Below are 21,207 nucleotides of genomic sequence, written 5' to 3' on the forward strand. Positions count from 1 at the left end.
AAAATTAATGCATAAAAGGAGGGAAACTTTAACAATAACATAATTTGATTTTTTTTCGCCATTGAGTTTAGCAAATCTTGATGGTGATTTTGATAATTTGTATAGCATATTTGATAGAAAAATGTTTTATAACAAAATTAATAATGGTTTAAATATACAAATTATTTTATGCATTAATTTTTTTTAAAGATTTATAAAATTTGCAAAAAAATTAAATGGAGGTGTAATAATGCACACGAAATTCAAAAGAGTGCTAACATTAATTTTAGCAGTTTTAATGATAATTGGAATAATGCCAATAGGTGCATTTGCTGAAGAATATCAAGGATATTCACTTCTTCAAAACTCTGAACAAAAGAACGAGATGGGAGAATCTTTGCTTTCAACAGAAAATGCAGAAGAAAACGTAACCTAAGAGATTATATCTGGACCAAGGCCACAGGCAGCAAAGCTTAATGGTGAGCCAGATAACCAGTATGATGAATTAAATTGGGAAGACGTTGAGGATGAGCAAGGAGAAAACGCTCAAGATTATTTCTGGCCTTTAAATCAATTTTCAAATAAGAAAGATGAACTTCCTTATCAAAGACTAGTAAATGTATCTCAATATGAACTTGTAAGGGTTTATGATATTAAGTATGAGGGATATTATTACAATGACGAAGGAAGACTTGTGCTAAGACTTGCTAACAACTTTTATTCTTCAGGTGCTTCAGGTGTATGGAGAAATATGTATTTTAGATTTGACAAAGATTTATATAATAAAATAGACTTTGGAAAATCAGGTTACTACAAGCCAAATGATCTAAGTTTTCATATTTTTGCATCTTCAGCTGGGGAATATGAAAAATATTATAACTTGGCAGATCTAAATACAACTTGGGCAGCATGGACCAACCAAGTACCAATTGAAATTGTTATGAATGAAGGAGTAACTTATGAGTCTTTAAATGATAAAGATTATTTTATCCAAGCTCGTCTTACAGATGCCAAGGGTGAAAAGGTCTATACTTACGCTCCAAGAGGGACTAAAGCTGACTATATGACCTATACTAGATCCACAATTATCCCATTTAAGTCTCAAATAGAAGATATCTATCAAGAAACTTCACACCAAGCTTCTGGCGGACCTTTTGTTATGAATAAGACTTTTGCAGCAGAATATGATCCATTTTATGGTAAAAACACTGTAGATGAAGATCCAAGCACTGCTCTGATGAGTCTTCAATACAATTACACATCTAGAGAAGCTTTGGGTAATTACAATCAAGATGGTAGAAACTTTGGACTTTTATTGGGCTTTGATAAAAAGTTAGCACCTTATATTATTAAGGATGAAACTAATCCTGGTCAAAGTATTATTGGAAAAGTTGAGTATAGGGATGCAAGAAAGCTTCCTATAAACGAGAAAAACTGGCCAACAATAAAATACGAAAATCTAATAGTTGAAGGAGACATGGCCTATGTAGCTATACTTCCTAATAACTGGAAAGTGCCTTTTACTGCTAAAAATATATTAGGAGGAGAAGCTAAACCGGTTTACCTAACTTCTAATACACTTTACGGTTATTTTTATAATCCTGGTGGAGGTCTAAATAAATTTATTAATCTAAACATAAAGATAGATAATGATGAAGTTATTAACAAGCTCCATATAGATAAAATTAACTACGTAACGCTAAATGAAATGGGAGGCTTTATACAAGAAAATCCAGGCTGGACTACCTATGAATACACAGCTGACGAGGATATGACTATACCTAAAAAGGGAAAACTGGATATAACTTTATCAAAGGCAATGAGTACTGCGTCTAATACAAACTATGTTACTTTTAGAGTCGGTGGTAGTGATGCTCTAGCTCGTAATAGAGCAGGATACTATGTAGGCACAGGAGATGGATCTGCAGGTATTGAAAAAGTTGAGAATGCCTCAGGAGGAACAACTCAAATCATAAATTTCCTAGGTGGCCAAAAAATCAGAAAAGGGGACAAGATAGAAGTTATCTTCACACATGATCCAAACTATGACGGAGAAGTTTTAATCTGGAATGAGCCTGAATGGAATGATGAGCAAAACTTAAAACTAAGTAGAAATGGACAATGGAATATTTTTGGAACCTTAGATAAAAAAATAGCATCAAAGATGACTGTCAAGTATAAAGATCTCAATGGTATGGATAAAATAGCCAATGCAACATTAGACGTAAATAGCTGGAAATCAGATAGTGATGCTATTACTATTAGAAGACCTTTGTATGGAGATTTTACTCTTAACTTTGATTACATTTATAAATCAGCGGATGTAGATTTAGAAGTTACCTATAAAGACGGAAGTGTTAAGACAACAACTATCCACAATAAGTCCAAGACATTTACAAGAAAAGAAGAAGTTTATACAAAACCATATTTTATTAACAACTCTCAAAAACTTGGATTTTTTGTAGTTAACAAAGCAGCCTATATGCCTACTCAAGATGTATTTACAAATGACTACAGTAAAACCACAACAATTACAGATACAAGTGCTAGTGGATTTAAGTTTGCAGAACAATTAGCAAACAAAAAGAAGTTGGAAAACTTTAATCCATTTAGAGACAATTTTGATGTTTTCATGAAAGACACTGTTGATATTAGGGGATACTCACTATATCAAAATGGGACAGTAGCAAAAATGCTTGTGCCAAAAGAAGGTGGCAAAATAGAAGCCTATGGTATAGCCTTGGAAGATGAAGTTGTTGAAGATGGAAATAATGCTGGAAATCTGCTCACAGATATGTCTACCAAAATTACCCATAATGGAAAGGACTACTTAGGTTGGTTATATGATATTAAAAAGCCAGCAGAGGTTAAATTAGTAAAAGACTTAAAGTTACTATTTTCTAACACCACTTCCTCATCACTTCTTTCAGATTGGAAAACCGAAAGAGTTAGGACAAGAGTATTATTTGATGACAATAAGGACTTTGACTTTGACTATAAAACAAACAATTCTAACGCCAAGGTAAAAATTGTTCCAGATGCTGAAAAGTATTACCAAGAAGCAGACTATAAGGTAAACGGCTTTAGTGAAGAGTCCGGTGCAAAATTTGTAGACGATTCAGGTAAGGCTTTAACAGGCGATGAACTGGCAGTAAGACAATGGCCAGGTAACTTAAAAGCTTACACAGATGATAAAGGTCAAGCTCATAAATTTATAGGGTGGGCAAGTGGAAAAGTTGATTCTAAAGAATATGCAGCCCTTCCGGAACTTACAAAAGTTGAGCAGTGGAATGACGGTAAAGTTTATAAAGTAACTCCAGACTCTCCGATTGACACTCACCAAGTAGTCTATGCAGTTTGGGGAGACGGCCTAAAGATTAACCTTCATGCAAACAATGGAACAGACACTGTTTATCAAATAGATGTGCTAGCAGGAAGCTTTAAAGAAGATCAAGACAACCCTGGAACTTACAAAGCTATCATTGATATCCCAGCAGTTCCATATTGGAATGGTGGAACAACAGTAGAAGACGAAACATTAAAGAAATTTATCAATTCAACTCCAGAGGGAGAAAATAAGGACCCAAGACATACCTTTGTAGGTTGGGCAGCTAAGGCTGATGAAAAAGGCTTAAAGATTGGTTATAACTTAAATGATCTCGTAGCCGAGGATAATGGTTTAGATGCTGATCAAATTGATAAAAGGATGTTCAATGCAAGTACTATAATAAATTACAATGAAGAAAAAGAAGCCTTTGAATCCACAAATATCCTTCTTCCAAATAACCATGAGTTAATACTTGAAGGAACTTACGAAAAATGGGCAAATATGCCAGATATCGACCTATACGCTCACTACAGACCATTCTTTAATGTTGATGTAACCAACCATTACATGGACGTTAAAGATGAAGATTCAAAGAATCCTTCTTATGTGAACACTACACAAAATTATAAACCTGAGCTAAGTATAGGACTTCTATACAGTGCAAATCCTAAAGATTATACTGATCCAACAATAAAAATAGATAAGAAATTTACAAGTTTTTCTGAAGGAGATACTGCTATGGAAGGCATTGAAGGGTTTAAGATGCAGACTGTACCTGAAGATAGTGCTGCAAAGTTCACAGTGCCAGGCTATGACAGACTTGGTCAAAGAATTTCATACATTGCAGTAGACACAGCTCCTGGAAATGAAAATGCTTACTACAACTTTGATGGATCTTGGGGAAAACTTGGAGTTTCAATTTATGGAGAGTCAGAACTTGGACCTATTGATCCGGCAAATAACTCCAAGAGAATTCCTAAATTGCAAATGACAACTGTACCAGATGATGGTAACAGCACAATCGATGCCTTTTCAGGTGCAACTGTTAGAACAGAAAATCTTAGGAATAATGCATCAGGAAGTAAGTTTGACCTTACAGGTTATTCTATAGATATGTACAATGTTCCAAGAGCCGTACCAAAACCAATTTTTGAGACAGTTTACGACGGAGATAATTCCTTTAAACTAAATGCAAATGGTATTGCTGGTGGGGTTACAGTGGATGCTGTAAAAGTAATTCTACCTGATAGTAAAGTTCTTTACTTTGTAAGCCGAGTTACATCAGATGGACAAAGCTTTATACCTATGGTGGAAAATGAAGACGGCAGTTTTTCTGATGCTACAGGTAATCAAATTGTTGGTACATTGAAACATGAACAAGAAGGAGATAATGAATATTTTGTATTCACGTACAATGATAATTCAAGCTTTAGAAAAGATGAAAATATTCAAGCCATTTACTACAAGGGTGGCTTAACGGATGGAAGTACTGGGGACACCGGATCAACAGTAGTAGTAAATTTACCAACAAACGCACCAGTTGACGACCTTAAACAACTTCCTAACGAAAAGGGCAGTGCTGAAGAAGGTACAAATATTTTAGTTTCAGCAAGCATAACTAAGGAGCCGACAATAGGAACAGAGTATCTCTTAGTAAAAGAAAATGGGGATCCAATTTTAGATATTGATAATCAGCCAATAAAATATGTTTCACAAGCAGGAGACCTTGCCAATAAGGTCATAAAATTCCCAACATTTAATTCTGAAACTAATAGATTGAAACATGGAGATAGGATAAAAGTTGTTACAACTCTACCTTCTTTCAAGAAGAGAGGTGTAGAAGATGTGTACTCAGAATTAACTTCACTTATACTTGAAGGCCCATTAAAAGAACTTGTCATAGAAAATGACCTCTTCCGCAGGTGGATGGATCTAGGTATTAAGATGGAGAGTGAAGACCACGTAGCTGTAGGCAAATTCAAAGTGGAAATTCTATTTAAAGATGGTACTCAACCGAAAGTAATTGATGATATCAATTCTACTGAAGAGTTAAATCAAACTTTAAGAGAACTTTATCGTGATGACAATATTGATAGAGTAACAGTAGTTGCTTCCGATAAGTTCGGCAATGAAAATAAAGTAGAAGCTGATTATGATAAGCCTTTGAACACTCCTATTTCACTTATCACCCCACGAGCTGGATTAAACTATATCTTTATTAAGGGTGAGAATAATGCATTTGTTACAATAAATGTAATAAGAAATGGTGAAAAAGTTGTCACAAATCAACTAGAAACACTAAGCAACGACAAGCCTACAAAAGTAGTCTTAAAAGAAAATGGAATAACAGTAAAATTAAAAAAAGGAGATATTATAGATTTAAAATCTGTAATTTATGAAAATAATAATATAGATGGAAAAGTTACCCATCAGTCTAATCCATCTAGAACCACAGTAAGGTAAGGAGAGAATATGCAAAAAAGGATAATATCATTCATCCTAGCTTTAATATTATTTTTATCAACGGGAATTGAAGTTTTGGCTGCGGGGGTAACTCCTGTAGCCTCTTCAGAGCCTGAGAAAATAGAAATGGTAAAGCTAGGGGAAAAAGATGGCAAGGTTATCATGGGACTATCCAAAAAACCTAAAACAAGAAAGTTTTTAAAAAGCACTTTTAGAAGCTATTCTGGCAACGCTACTATTCAAAGCACAGAAGTGTCTACCAGAAAACAACAAGTAAATTTAACCTTAAACAAATATACTTTTAATGTTGAAGAAGATACAAATAATACTTTTAAATTAAAAGATCTTTCTGTAGATGTAGAATTAGTAGTTGGCGATGGAATTGGTAGTGCTAATTATAGTGGAAGTACTACTATATCAGGAACAAATGGTTCAACCGCTACTATAGTAATGGATGTACCTGCATCGTTTACGGAAGATGAGTTAATGGACTCCTTTAGAGTAGTAATTCCATCAGCTGACAAGTATGAAATTAGGGCTTCATATGATGGCGGTTCTACCGATGGAGTAAATAATGTTATCAATATTAGCTTTGGCATCTATGAGCTACCAAACTTAGAGGCAAAGGTGGACTATGTTGGTTCAAATGGCAGAACTTTAGTTGATGGATTTTTGCCGCAAGTTACACCTAAGGTCATTTTAAACTTAGATACAGATGGGACCGAAACACATGAGCTAACACTACCTAAAACTTCAACAACATTGACTCATAAAGAGGCCTTGACAGAACTCGTAGGCATTGATCCTGAAAATCCTAATCTGGATCCATTCGAACTTAATTTTATAGGGGATAATCAAAGCTTTACCCTTGCAAATCAAATAAAGGGCCAAGATCAAAATTACTATATTAATCTTGGTAGAGAAGGAGAACCGGAGTATTACAAAATTGTTTCAAGTACCTACGATTTAAGAACTGGTGGATATGTTAAACTTCAAAAAATTGAGACTAATGAAACTATTATACCTTGGACACCTGACGAACAAGAACCAACTAAAGGCAATGATGGATATCCAATTCCATCAGACTATATAAAAGTTGTATTTAAGACTGAAGATGAAAATAAAGGTAAGGTACAAGTTGGCGATAAAACTGGTCCAACAATTAACGCTAAGGTTAAGCCTGGAACAAACCTTGCGATTAGTACAATCATTAAAGTTAATCCTGAGTCTGGTTATGGTTTCTTAAAGTGGGAACCATCTTTAAGTTCAAATCTACTGGAAGAAGCAACTTACACAGCTAAATTTATGGACTCAGGTAAGGAAGTTACAGAAAATGAACCAATTCCAGAAGGCTGGGTAAGAGTTAAGTTCATGGCAGGAGAAGGAACTGAAGGAATTAAAAATGAAAAGGGTGAATTCGTCAGTTCACTTTTCAGAGCCTATCCATCAGGAACAAGCTTAGTAACTGAGGGAACAGGAAAAAATGTCTTCCCTGAAGTTCAAGTGCCATTAGACACAGATAAAACTTTAGTAAAATGGGCACCTGACAATTACAAGGTAAGTGAAAATAATAAGGAGTTCACAGCTGCAGTAACAGCCAAGTATACTGATAAGGACATCATTCCTTGGATACCTGGAACTGATGAAAAGCCAACTGATGATGGTGAAGGCAACTTGATTCCAAAGGAATATGTAGAGGTAACTTTTAAGGCTGCAGAAGATAAGGATGGTGCCATGGGTACAGTTACAGTTGGCGATAAAGCAGGAGGAACTGTAAAGGCTATGGTTAATCCTGAAAAGACCTTAGCTGATAAGGTAATAGCAACAGCAAATGTCGGCTACGGCTTTACAAAGTGGACACCAAGCCTTGGAATGCCTATAGCTAATCAAACTTACATTGCAAACTTTATAAAAGCAGGCGATGAAGTAGGAAAAGACGACAAAATCCCAACAGATTGGGTTAGAGCTATTTTCGAAGCAGGAAAGGGAATTAAGAGCTTAACAAAAGCTGACAATTCGACAGCTTTAAATATCTATAAAGCATATCCAATAAATTCAAAAGTTGAATTTCCAAATGCAAATGTAGATACTAGTTCAGGATATGCAGAAAAAATAAAATGGATGGATGAACAAGGAAAAACTGTAGATACCTACAATTATAAAATTACTGCAGATTCCAAGTTCACAGTTTCGACAAGCATGTACTCAGATGAGACCATCATCCCATATAATTCGGGTGAGTCTGTTCCAACTGAGGACTACAATGGAAAACCTATAGATGGGACAAAATATACTATAGTAAACTTCCAAACTCAAGATAATTTAGGAATAGTTAAAATAAATAAAAACCTAACTAGTCTTCCATCAAATGAAGAAGATAACTATATTATGGGAGAAAATGTAGCTGCCCTAGTTAAAAAAGGTGCAACTTACGGAGATGTTAAAAACTTTATCTCAGCTGAAGCCAATGACAAAGCGGATTATACATTCTGGACTTGGTCACTATTGGGAGAAAATGCTGGAAAAACAGTTTATAACAATCTAGTAGCCGGACATGAGTTCAATACAAGTGCACCATATGATACAGTAGTTGCACGCTTTGTAAATGATGGAAAGGACATCACTGGAGAGGATTTAGACAACAATCCACTTCCAAAAGATTTCTTTACTGTTAATGTGGAAAAATCCTATGGAATTAAAGATAATGAACTTTTCGGCAAGACTTATACAGTGAAGAGTGGAAGTAAACTTGCTCAAGGCAAGTTCCCAACACTTGATGAAAATATTCTAACTGATAGCACAAACTATCAAAATCCAAAGTGGGATGTAGACAATCCTTGGGACCAAGTCATTACAGGAAACACAACTTTCACAGCTCAAGCTTCGACTGTAGTTAAGGTGAATGTAGAAATTGGCAAGGAACCAAGACATGGTGAACAAGTTGTTACAGGAAAGCTTACTACAAAAGCAACAGATGCTGACCTATCCGATGCCATTATCATCATAAGAGATAAGGACAATAAGATAATCGGTAGAACCTTCGTAGATGAAAATGGAGATTTTGTTGTAGGTACAAGACCACTTGTTGCCGGAGAAAAACTTAATATAGAAGTAAAACTTATTGACGGACAAAAGGCAAGCCAAGTTCCACCAATTACAGTTAAATTAAATCCAGACAGATTAAGTCAACTGCTACCAATAGCAGAAGAACAATATAAAAACTTCAAAGACAAGGAAAATGCCTTTATTAAGGAAAGACTTGAAAATCTTAATAAGGCAATTGAAAATGCTAAAACACTTGTAGAGCAAGATGGCAAGCCAACCGGTCAAGATACAGCAGATGATCAAAAGAAAATTGATGATGCTGTAACAGCGCTGGAAGAAGCCTTAAAGGCATTAACAGCCAATATTCCACCTACAATTAACGGACCACTAAGCCATGAAATTTATGTAGGTCAAAGTCTTACTATTCCAGAGTTAAAGAACCTAGTAAGAGTTACAGATGCTGATGGATTAATTGACCTTGTTGATATGGACCTTGACCAAGGTAATGGTAACCAAAAGGTAGCCGTTAAGATTACTAAAGATGGAGAAAATACTGACATTACTACAGTAATAGCAAATGTTGGAGACTATATCGTAACCTATACTGCCAAGGATAAGGCCGGTGCAGAAGTCACTCACGAAATGAAATTAACTGTTAAGGCAAGAGAAAATGTAAGTCTTGAAGTTGAAAAAGACCCATCAAAGATGAACTATGGAATCACAACTACAGACGGAACTGCAAAACTTAACTTAGCAGGCATGAAAGTCAATGTAATTGACAACCTTGGCGACAAGAAGGAAGTCAAATTAACAGATGAAAATCTAAAACTTACTATTAATGGTAGAGAAGTCACAGACAAAGCTGACTTTGACTTAAAGCTAGAAGATGACGTCAAGTTTATCGAAGTTGAGTACCAAGAACTTACAGCTAAAACCAACAATGTTTTAAGGGTCTTCCCGGACCTTAACAACAACGGTATGGACGATCGCACCGAAGGCTTTAATGAAGAAAAGATTTCTAAGATTGAAGTCATCAAACAACCACAACTTGACTATATTGCAAAGAATAAAGATGAAGCAGAAACAGCATTCAAACTAAATCTTGAAGGCATGGTTGTAAGGATGACTGATGACGCAGGCAAGGAAAAACTTGCTATAGTTAAAGGTGATGGTAAGTTCTACGAATATGACAACCAAGCGAATGAAATAAACTATTTAAGTACAGACAAGACAAATGGAGTAAAATTAAATCCTTCAATCAGTGATACTGAACAAGGTGACAATGGTGCTAAGATAAGAGTTTACGCATCAGCCCAAGTAGAAGCTTACACAGATGTCCTAAGGGTATTCTATGATGCAAATGGTGATGGAGAGCCAGACTACAAGGAAGGGCAAAAAACCCTAGCACCAACAGCAACAGCTCGAAACATTGGTGAAAACCCGGAAAAAACAACAGTGGAAGGTTTTGCAGAACCAGGAGCAATAGTGACAGTTAAATATACAGATACTCAAGGTCAAGAGCAAACAGTAACAAAAACTGCTGATTCAAAAACTGGATCCTATACTGCTGAAATTAAACCTAAACTTGCAGAAGGAACAGTTGTAAATGTGACAGCAAAACTTGGTGAGATGGCAGAGTCTGATTCAACTACAACAAAAGTCTTTGAAGATGCGGATAACGATGGAATTCCAGATAATAAGCAAGACTTTGATATCGCAAAGGCAACAAAGATCGAATTTGTAAATGAGCCTAACCTAACTTATTTAGTAGCAAGTGCAGACACTGAAGTTACTTTCGACGGTAAGGACGGAAATGGTAGAGATATCTTCGTTAAACTATCCTATAAGAACGGCGACAAAGAGCTTGGAAAAATCTACACCCTAGCTGAACTTAAAGATAAGATGAATGTCACAATCACACCATCACTTGGTATGATAGATAAGATTACAAATGATAGTCACAGCCTAATTGATAATAAATTATCCGTTGCATTAAAAAATGGTGAACAGGCTGATACAACAGCAACCTTTGCTATTAAGGTTGACGCTGATGGAAATGGTGTCGCTGATGAAGATGAAAAGAACGTCATTCCTGTAGAGGAAGAAAATACAACACCTCCAGATGGATTTGTAAGAGTAATCCTTGAAAAAACTGAAGGTGTAAACTTTAAAGATAATGCTATAACTATTTATGATGTAAGAAAAGATGCCAACATTAGATATGCAGATATCTACAATGAAGTATCAGCGACAACAATGGAGGATTACGAAAATATTCAGTGGTATAATGCCGATCAAGTTGTGAAAGCAGAAGGCGTCATTACAGCAGATGTGACTCTTACAGCAAAAGCTACAAAGAAAGCACCAACAGAGCAAATTGTAGAGGTTACAAACCCGGATGAAAATCCACCTCAAGGTTATATGAGAGTAGCTCTTGAAAAAGGTGAGGGAGTTAACTTCACAGCTGAAAAATATCAAAACGCTGATAAAGCCTACTTCAATGTGTTAATAGACGCAGGAGTAAGATACTATGACGTCTATAGAAAAGTTGAAGCTAAAGTAGCTGAAAGTTATGAAGACCTAACTTGGTATAAAAAAGTCTCTCAAGCTGACGATACACTTATTCTCGGAGCAGATCCAATTATTGAAAGAAACACAGTCACACTTATTGCTAAAGCGACAAAACAAGGACCTACGGACAGTATTATCGAAGTAACAGAAACAAACTCTGCAGTACCAAAAGGCTATGTAAGAGTAAGCATTGTAAAAGGTGAAGGTGTTACAGACGTAACTGGAATTTTAGATTATGATGTAAAATCCGACAAGTCTGTAAGATTTGCTGATATTATGGATAAGATTGGAACAACAGATGATGCTAAGACAAAAGTAACAATAGACGAAGCTAAGTATACTGACACACTTAAGTTCAATCTGGATAGAGCAGCTTATCCACTAGAAGCTACAGAACTTGTAGTAAGTGCAACAGAAAAACCGGCACCAGCAACACCTGAAGTTGATCCAATTAAACAAGGTGATGAAAAAGTAGTTGTAAAGGCACCTGAAGATGGTGATACTATTACAATTACACTTCCAGGTGGAGAGACTGTTACAGTTACAAAAGACCAAGATGGCTGGAAAGCTCCAGATGGAAATATTTTAAATCCAGATCAAAACGGTAAGCTTCAAATTCCTGTAAATAAGGATAATGTTACTGAAGGTGATGTTATAGTTAAAGTTACAGATAGTGAGTCTGGAAAGGCTACTGATACTTTCAAGACTATTGAACAAGTAGTAGTACCAGAGGTACGAATTGGAGTAAAAATTACTAGTGCATTCAGTGACAATGAGTTTTTAGTATTTAGGACTACTGTAGGAAATTGCTCAGTCAAAATAACAGTAAGGGATAAAAATGGAAACTCTCAAGTATTTGATGCTAAAACTAGTTTTAGCGGTGTAGGAACATTAGAATTAGATAAGCCTCTTCAATCAGGGGATTCAATTTTAATTGAAGCTACAAAGGATGGATATTTAGATGGAAAAGTAACTAAGAGACTTAGATAGTACATTGACTTAATTATGAGAATATAGGCGAGCAATCGCTCGCCAGTATTTTCAAAGAAAGGAGAAAACATGAAGAAAAGATTATTAAGCTTCACCTTGGCTCTTTTAATGTTAATTGGATCAATTCCAATAAATGTATTTGCAAGTAAGACGCCTGAAAATCCAGAAAAAATTGAAGCTGAACGTCTATATGGAGGAACTTATTCCTTAAAAATTCCAGGAGTTGATTACTCAAGGACGCATCCATTAAAATTAGGAGCTAGTTTTTTTGAAATAAATTACCCTCCTATTAATCCAACTGATGATCCTGATAAATTCGACAACAGTGAGATTAATGTAGGAATAGATGATATATTGATGAAAGCTTTAGGCGTAACTTATATGAATGTTCAAGTTGAAGCTGATGGTTATCTTTCAGAAATTTATAAAATAGGACCTGGAGGAGACTATAAATTTGGTGAAACTATTAAAAATGTTCCAATACCAAAGTTTGAATATTTTCCAGCACTATTAGTAACAATACCAGAACCAGATAATAGAGATTTGCAACTTGCAGTTGAAGCTTATGCCGTCCCTGAAAATACACAAAATAATGGACTAATGTTGACTGCTAATTTTGTAGGGCATTCGGGGGTTAGTACAAAATGGTACGGTGAAAAACTGAGACCTCAATTAACTGGAACTTTTAAAAGTTTTAATAATAGGGTATTCACATTTTCTTTACCAGCAGAAGACGAAGATATAATTTTAAGAAAGAGTACTGAAAAATATCAGTGGAAGGGGCATCCAAATGTTAAATATATACCAACCATACCAGATGATGATTTGACTGTTTCATTAGATTCTGCCATTAGAAAGTTTAGTGTTACTATTGACGGTAAATCACAAGGGAGAGCAGCCGATTCAAATTACTATTTCGAGTCAGCAGGTGATGGATATACTGGCTTCTATGTAACCCTACGTGAAAAAGTAAAAGTTAACTTTGATGCTAATGGTGGCTCATGGAAAACTGCTGCACTGAAAGAACAATACACTGCCTATGGTTTAAAAGCATCAGAAACTTTTATGGAAGGCGAAGACAAATTGGGACCTATCAATATTCCAGAAGGAGCGACAGCATTAACTCCTCCAGAAGTGCAAGGCAAGGCTAATGAGTTCAAGGGATGGAATACAGATAAAGATGCGACAGACGCATTAGACTTAAGCACCTTTGCAATCAACGGAGATACAACGTTCTATGCTATCTATAGTGAAGAAGCAGAAGGAAAAGCTGAAGTTCTTTATGTAGATGATAATGGAAATGATATTACAATCGATGATAGCAATAAGATTGATGGACAAGAATATCCAACTTCAAAAATTGGAACAAAGGATACAGAGATTCCTTCAGATGTATTTACAGCAGATACTGCACCTAAGCTATTAGGATACAAGTTCAATAGAGTTGTATTAAATCCGACAGACGGAAAATACACCACTGATGGTACTAATAAAATCAAGATTTATTACGATAAACTTGACGATATTATCTCAGACAAAACTCTGGAAACAGACACTGACAAACCTGAAGGTTATGTAACAGTAAGCTTTGATAAGGGAGAACATGGAACTCTAACAGGCGACACTAAATTCTATGTCAACCCAAGAGCAGGAAAGACAAATACTAATTTAGCTGAACCTACAATTACAGCTAACCTAGGCTATACAGTAGGTGCAGTACCAGAAAGTGAAACCGAAAAGCAAAACTGGAGTCCAAAATTTGAAAAATCTGATGAGATAAAAGAAGATAAAACTTATATTGCACAATATGAAGAAGTTCAAAAAACAACAGCAGATAAAATTGCTGATATAGCAACCTTATCTCCAGTAGACTTTGGAGTATTTGTAGGAACAGATGTTAATGCAGAAAACTTCTGGAAACAAGGAATCAAAGCAACAGCAACAAAACCAGAAGATCAACAAGCACTAAATGACCTACTGGCAACTGCAACAAAGTATGAAGATTTGTCAAATAGAACAACAGGAAATGTTGTAACAGAACCAATAGGTGGAAAGATTAAAGTAACCTTTGAGGATAAATCTTCGATAACAGTAGAAAACCAAAAGCTATACGTGTGGGCGAAGAAGACAGATAATACAGATGACAATAAAGATCTACCAAAACCAGAAGGTGCAATTCAGGTAAGCTTTAAAGTAGGCGAAGGAGTAACAGGATTAGCGCCATCCAACAAGGCAATGACAGTTGAATCAGGCACATCTTTAGAGTCAAGTGACTTCCCAGTAGCAATTATAGATGTAGTTAATGGCTATAAGGGTCCAGCTACTTGGTCAGGTCAAACCTTGAATAATCCATCAGACTGGGTTGTTACAAAGGATAATAGTATCTTTACAGCGACAGCAATACCTAAAGACAAGATTGCAACAGAAGATCCAAAGGATCCTAATTATGTCAAAGTAACCTTTGATGCCAACGGTGGACATTTTGCTACTGATATAGCTAAGACTACAAAAGATGTATGGGTGCTAAAGGTCGCTAATGTCAAGTTCTCCGAAGCAGCTGAAAAGGCAGGACAGCCTAGTCAAACAGGCAAAACCTTTAAGGAATGGCAAGACAAAGCTACTGGTGGACAAGCCGTTGCTAGTGAAAAAGTGCTAAATACTGCAGATGAAACTTTCTATGCAGCATATAATGACAAAGACAAGATTAAAGATGTAGATGATCTTACAAAAGATCCTGAAGCTGGCTATGTTAGATTAATCTTTGATGCAACAGAAGTAGGAAAGATTGGCACAGAAAGCAATGCACCAATTAAAAAAGCTATTGATGTATTAGAAGGAACTTTATATACTGACCAAGACTTAAAGGATAAGGGTAGCTACAATTAAAGCTATACCGACAGATTCAACTAAGAAGTTTGAAAAGTGGAATCCTGAAGTACCACAAACTGGTGCTGTTACTAAACAAACTTACACTGCTTCTTACACTGATAAGGACAAGGCAGTAACTGAGGATCCGAAGGACAATGCCTATATCAAAGTAATTTTTGATGCAAACGGTGGACAATTTGGTACTGAAGAAGCTAACACAAGTAAAAATGTATGGGTACTAAATGGAAAAGCAACTTTTGCTGATGCCAAGGCAAAGATTACTGAAAATCCTACAAAAGCAAATGCTAACTTTAAAGAATGGCAAGATAAGAATACTGGTGGAACAAAGGTAGATGATTCCTATGCATTAAATAAACAAGCAGACGGTTCTATTGAAACTTTCTACGCATCTTATATTAATGCCGACAAGATTAAAGAAGACCCTACTACAACTGATCCAGCATCAGGTTATGTAAGACTTACCTTTGACGCAACAAAAGATGGTAAGATTGGTAAGAATCAAGAAAAAATTATCGACGTACTTGCTGGTACAAAGTACGACGATGCTGAACTTCAGAATGTGATTAAGAAAATTAATCCAACTTATAAGGACAATACAAAGATATTTGATAAGTGGGAGCCTGTAGTTCCAATAGATACTACTGAAGTTGGTAAGGGTAATGGAGCTGAAGATACAGATCTAACTCACGATACCTTTACAGCAACTTATATAGCTGTAGATAAGATTATCGATGTAACGGATCCTGATACAAATCCGGTTAAAGATGGATATATAAGATTTATTTTTGAAGCTAATACTAAAGATAATTTAACTACTGGTAAGATTGGCAAAAACCAAGAATTTATTTTTGATGTATTAAAGGGAACAAGGTTCTCTGATTCTGACCTTCAAAAGAAGATTAGTGGAATTAAACCTATAGCTGATGATATAAAACTTAAGTTTGACGGTTGGAATCCAACAGTATTAATAGATAATACCTTAGTTGAAGCAGGATTAGAGGATGACGTAAAAACTAGAATTTATAATGCAACTTACACTGCTAAGGATAAGTTCATTGATGTAACTGACCCGGGCTCAGAAGTCCCTGATGGCTATGTAAGATTTATCTTTAATGGTAGCGGTAAAGATACTGAAAACAATACAATTACTGGTAAGGCCAAAAGTCTAGAAGAATACGCTTTTGATGTAGTTAAGGGTACTGCCTTTAATGACAAAGATCTTCAAGGAAAGATTGATGCTATTACTGCCAAGGCTGACGACTTAACTTATAAGTTTAAAGCTTGGGATCCTGAAGTTAAAAATGATGAAACTTTAGTAGATGCAGATGATGTAACTCAGAACGAATACTTTGCAAGTTATGAAAAGAAAGACAAGATTGTTGATATAACTGATCCAAATACTGAAATTCCAGAAGGCTATCAAAGACTAACCTTTGATGCACAAGCTGGTAAAATTTCTGGCAAAGAAAAAGTTGTGATTGATGTACTAAATGGAACAGAATACACTGACTCTGATTTAGTCACTAAACTGGAATCAATTAAAGAAAATGGAGCAACTCCAAATGATAATACCCAGAAGTTTAGCCATTGGACTCCAGCAATCCCAGAAAATGGAACAGTTGAAACAAGGACCTTCTACGCTATATATATGGATAAGGATAAGATTGTAGATGTTGACCCAACAAATCCTGGAGATCTAAAAGAAGGCTATATTAGATTTATCTTTGATGCAAACACAAAGGATAATTCAACAACAGGTAAGATTGAGGACAAGCAAAAAGTAATCTTTGATGTACTAAAGACTACTAAGTTTAACGATGAGGCCATACAAGCTAAGATTGATAAGATTACTGCTGTGCCAAATGATAAGACTAAGGCCTTTGATAAGTGGGATCCAGAAGTTCCAAATAATGACGATCTAGTAGAAAATGGAGCAACTAACGATGCTCACACTTATAATGCGACTTATAAGAACAAGGACAAAATTGTCGATGTTCCAACTGATAAAATTGAAGATAAGACACCAGAAGGATATGTAAGACTTATCTTTGATGCTAAAGAAGGTAAAATCAGAGAAGTTCAAAAAGTTGCCTTTGATGTATTAGAAGGAACTAAATATAGCGACAATGATCTTCAAGGAAAGATTAGTGAATTAAAGCCTACAACAAATGATCTAGCTAAGAAGTTTAATGGTTGGGATACACCAGTTCCAAAAGATGAAACACCTGTTGTATCTAAGACTTATAATGCAACTTATACCGGCAAAGATAAGATAGTAGACGTTACTGATCCAAATGTAGATCCAAAACCAGATTATGTAAGATTAACCTTTAATGCAGCTGAAGGAACAATTGCTGGCAAGGATACAAAAGTTATCGACGTCTTAAGGGGAACCAACTACTACGACAAAGAACTACAAGCTAAGATCAAGGGAATTGTGGCAGTACCAACCGATTCTAACAAGAAATTCAATGCTTGGGATCCTGCCGTACCAGTTGAAGATAAGGCTGTAGAAACAGCGACTTACACTGCAATTTATGTAGATAGGGACAAGATTATAGATGTAACTAATCCAAAAGTAGATCCTGAAGAAAGTTATGTAAGACTAACTTTTGATGCCAAGGCAGGAACAATCGATGGAAAGGCTACAAAAGCTATTGACGTACTGGCTGGAACTAAGTACAGCGATAATGACTTAAAGACAAAGATAGCGTCAATTACAGCGGTTCCAAATGACAACACAATGAAGTTTAAGGCTTGGGAACCGATAGTTCCTACAGATGAAACTCTAGTTGGTCAAGGTCAAGGTACAGATAACACTGAAGATACCTTTACTGCATCTTATGAAAAGAAAGATTTAATTAAGGATGTAATTGATCCAACAGTTGATCCTGAAGAAGGTTATGTAAGAATAACCCTTGACCCAACTTCCGATGGTAGGATTGGAAATAAAGAAGCTGGAGAAAAAGTAGCTATTGATGTATTAAGGGGAACTGACTATAGCAACGAAACACTAAAGAATAAGATTAACGGAATAGAAGTGAAACCAAATGACACCACAAAAGAATTCAACAAGTGGATTGGCGATATTCCTACAAGTGGACCTGTAACAACTACAACCTACTATGCAAGTTACAAGGTTATCCCAGTAGAAATGGGTAAGGTTAAGATTGTATATGTTGATGAAGATAATAAGGAACTTGCCGAAGATCTAAGACTAGAAGCAACTGAAAAATATCCTGCAGAAAAACAAGGTGTACTTGGAGCAGATATTCCAACTGAAGAATATGCCAAAAGCTCTGCACCTAAATTCTTAGGCTATGAAATTGATACAGCAACTATTGAGCCACAAACAGATGCAAAATATTCTAAGGATACTGATGCTCCAACAATAACATTTAAGTACAAGAAACTTGAAGATGTTATTACAAAAGGAGATAAACCTGAAGGCTATGTAACAGTTGAATTCCTTCCAGGTGCAAATGGAACTATTACAGGAACTACTAAGTTCTTTGTAAATCCAAAAGCTGGTATTAAGAACTCTGGTCTTGAACCAATGCCATCAGTTAAAGCAAAGGATGGATTTGAATTAGCAGATCCTCTATGGAGTCCTGATTTCCTAGCAGATGCAGAAATCACTAAGGATGCAATTTATACTGCTCAGTATGTAAAAGTTACTGAAAAAACTCCTGATATTGTACCAGGAACAGAAGAAAAGCCAGACGGCTATGTAACAGTTACTTTTGATTTAGATGGCAAGGGAACTACAATAGATTCAACTAGCTTTCATGTAAATCCAAATAAGGAAGTAAGTCTAACAGCACCAAAAGTAACAGCTAATACTGGTTATAAATTTACAGGTTGGGATAAAGGATTAAAAGGAACATTTAAAAAAGATACAAAAATAACTGCAACTTATAAGGCTTTAGATAATATAGTACCTGGCAAAGATGAAAAAGGTAATGTAAATACAAAACCTGATGGCTATGTAACAATAAGCTTTGTAGCTGGCAGTCACGCAAGCTTAGAAGGAACTACAATTTACTATGTAAATCCAAAAGCTAATGTAAAAAATAGCCAATTGAAAGAACCTACAATTAAACCAGAAAATGGATATAAGGTAGATACTCCAAAATGGATTCCTGAATTTAACACAGAAACTGTTATAATTAAAGATGCTACTTATGTAGTAAATGTGTTAAAAGAGGGTGTAAATCCAAGTCCAACATCATTTGAAATAACTTATATTTCGGGCAATCCTCTTGGTGGTAGAGTTAGCCCTAAGTCTGAAACTGTAGATATTGATGGCAGAATCGAAGGTTCTACTGCTACTGCTTATGATGGATATAAATTTGTTAAATGGATTGATTCATCAGGTAACACTGTATCTACAAGTGAGAAATTTGTGCCAACTGATAGAATAGATGCAAGTTATATTGCAGTATTTAAGGAAATAAATACTCCTACACCAAATCCTGATATGTTTAAGATTAATTATATTTCAGGCAATCCTCTTGGTGGTAGAGTTAGCCCTAAGTCTGAAACTGTAAATATTGATAGCAGAATCGAAGGTTCTACTGCTACTGCTTACGATGGATACAGATTTGTTAAATGGACTGATTGGGACGGAAATACTGTTTCAAGAAGAGAATACTTTAGACCAAGTGAAAGAGCAGATGCAACTTATATTGCAGTCTTTGAAAGGATTGATACTCCAGTAGAACCAAAACCTGAGAACCCTAGCATTATTTACGCTACTAAGACAGAAGAGGTAATAAAAGAAGTTCCAGTATTTTATGATATACACGACTCTTATATTGCTGGATATCCAGATGGCACTGTAAGACCTGATGGAAATATCACAAGAGCTGAAGTGGCAACAATTTTTGCAAGACTTACTCAAAGACAAAATCTTGCTCAGTTTACAGATAAATTTAGTGATGTTAAGGCAACAGATTGGTTCATGACAAGTGTTATGAAACTTTCTTCTAAAGACATTATTAACGGTTATCCAGATAAAACATTTAAACCTAATAGAAACATCTCAAGAGCTGAATTTGCAGCTATTGCGTCTAAGTTCATAGAAAGACCAACAGCTTCAAGTGAAACATTTATAGATGTTCCTACAAATCATTGGGCACATGATAAGATTGCGATGGTAAAGGCTGAAGGATGGATTACAGGATATACTGACGGAACATTTAAACCAGATGCTCCGATTACTAGGGCAGAAGCTGTTACGATTGTAAATAGGATGTTTGATAGGGCAGCTGATCGTCAATTTGTAAAGAATAATGGTTACGAAATCACGCTATTTAAAGATTTGTCAACAAATCACTGGGCTTATTACGATATAATCGAGTCAACTAACGGACACTATTATAAGAGGGCAAATGGAATGGAAGACTGGGGAAAGATTATAAAATAATTAAATAAGGCCTTTCGATTAGTTTCGACAAGGTAAATAAGTAGTATTTACGGCTCTACCATAATGGTAGGGTCGTTTTTGTTGTTTTGCATGTGGAGTAGACAGATAGTTAAGAGTAGTTTAAATTATAGCTCAGACAAAGCTATTAAATCATCACTTAATGTGATGGAGTGAGTTGTGAGTATGATGCTGCATAAGACTTAAACTATGTGTCTTTACAAAAAAACTTAAGGTGACTATGAAACACTGTACCACTAAAACGACAACACATCGCAGTTTATCTTCGACGTGGAAAATAAATTTTCCTTCTTCAGGATGATGTCCGCGATGGTGTCCTTCATACAAGATAGATAAATTATTGCAACAGCAACAACTCGTTGAAGCTATAGCCACAACACACCGTCGCCATCTAATCTACATTTCTAGTAGGATGTTAGAAGATATATCTATTCCTATCCACACTTGTTTTAATAAAAACTACAGTGGTAAATATTATTAATAACTGTGAGATTTT

Annotated in this window: 5 protein-coding genes; all 5 read left to right on the forward strand. The window is 35.5% G+C overall.

Translation table 11 applies throughout. The features are described from left to right. Positions 1 to 277 precede the first annotated feature (277 nt). The 5 genes from ACOX6R_RS01970 (at position 278) to ACOX6R_RS01990 (ending at position 20,693) form a co-directional block, all read left to right on the forward strand. Positions 278 to 415 (forward strand): hypothetical protein, encoded by a 138-nt coding sequence (locus ACOX6R_RS01970; RefSeq protein WP_433446701.1) that lies wholly within the window; start codon positions 278 to 280, stop codon positions 413 to 415. A gap of 315 nt (positions 416 to 730) precedes the next feature. Next, the gene (locus ACOX6R_RS01975) at positions 731 to 5,770 is read left to right on the forward strand and encodes a hypothetical protein (protein WP_433446703.1); all 5,040 of its coding nucleotides are present in this window, start codon (positions 731 to 733) and stop codon (positions 5,768 to 5,770) included. Between the two features lie 9 nt (positions 5,771 to 5,779). After that, a complete protein-coding gene (locus tag ACOX6R_RS01980) occupies positions 5,780 to 12,376 on the forward strand; it encodes a hypothetical protein (RefSeq protein WP_433446705.1) in 6,597 nt (2,198 codons plus the stop codon). Between the two features lie 69 nt (positions 12,377 to 12,445). Next, the gene (locus ACOX6R_RS01985) at positions 12,446 to 15,262 is read left to right on the forward strand and encodes an InlB B-repeat-containing protein (RefSeq protein WP_433446707.1); all 2,817 of its coding nucleotides are present in this window, start codon (positions 12,446 to 12,448) and stop codon (positions 15,260 to 15,262) included. A gap of 562 nt (positions 15,263 to 15,824) precedes the next feature. After that, positions 15,825 to 20,693 (forward strand): S-layer homology domain-containing protein, encoded by a 4,869-nt coding sequence (locus ACOX6R_RS01990; RefSeq protein ID WP_433446709.1) that lies wholly within the window; start codon positions 15,825 to 15,827, stop codon positions 20,691 to 20,693. The last annotated feature ends 514 nt before the right edge of the window (positions 20,694 to 21,207 follow it).

Source organism: Peptoniphilus sp. (assembly GCF_050943655.1).
Lineage (GTDB): Bacteria > Bacillota > Clostridia > Tissierellales > Peptoniphilaceae > Peptoniphilus_A.

What these genes read in the sequence shown, in the direction of transcription:
- ACOX6R_RS01975 (WP_433446703.1), top strand. Translation starts at nt 731, where the DNA reads ATGTATTTTAGATTTGACAAAGATTTATATAATAAAATAGACTTTGGA.
- ACOX6R_RS01980 (WP_433446705.1), top strand. Translation starts at nt 5,780, where the DNA reads ATGCAAAAAAGGATAATATCATTCATCCTAGCTTTAATATTATTTTTA.
- ACOX6R_RS01970 (WP_433446701.1), top strand. Translation starts at nt 278, where the DNA reads ATGATAATTGGAATAATGCCAATAGGTGCATTTGCTGAAGAATATCAA.
- ACOX6R_RS01985 (WP_433446707.1), top strand. Translation starts at nt 12,446, where the DNA reads ATGAAGAAAAGATTATTAAGCTTCACCTTGGCTCTTTTAATGTTAATT.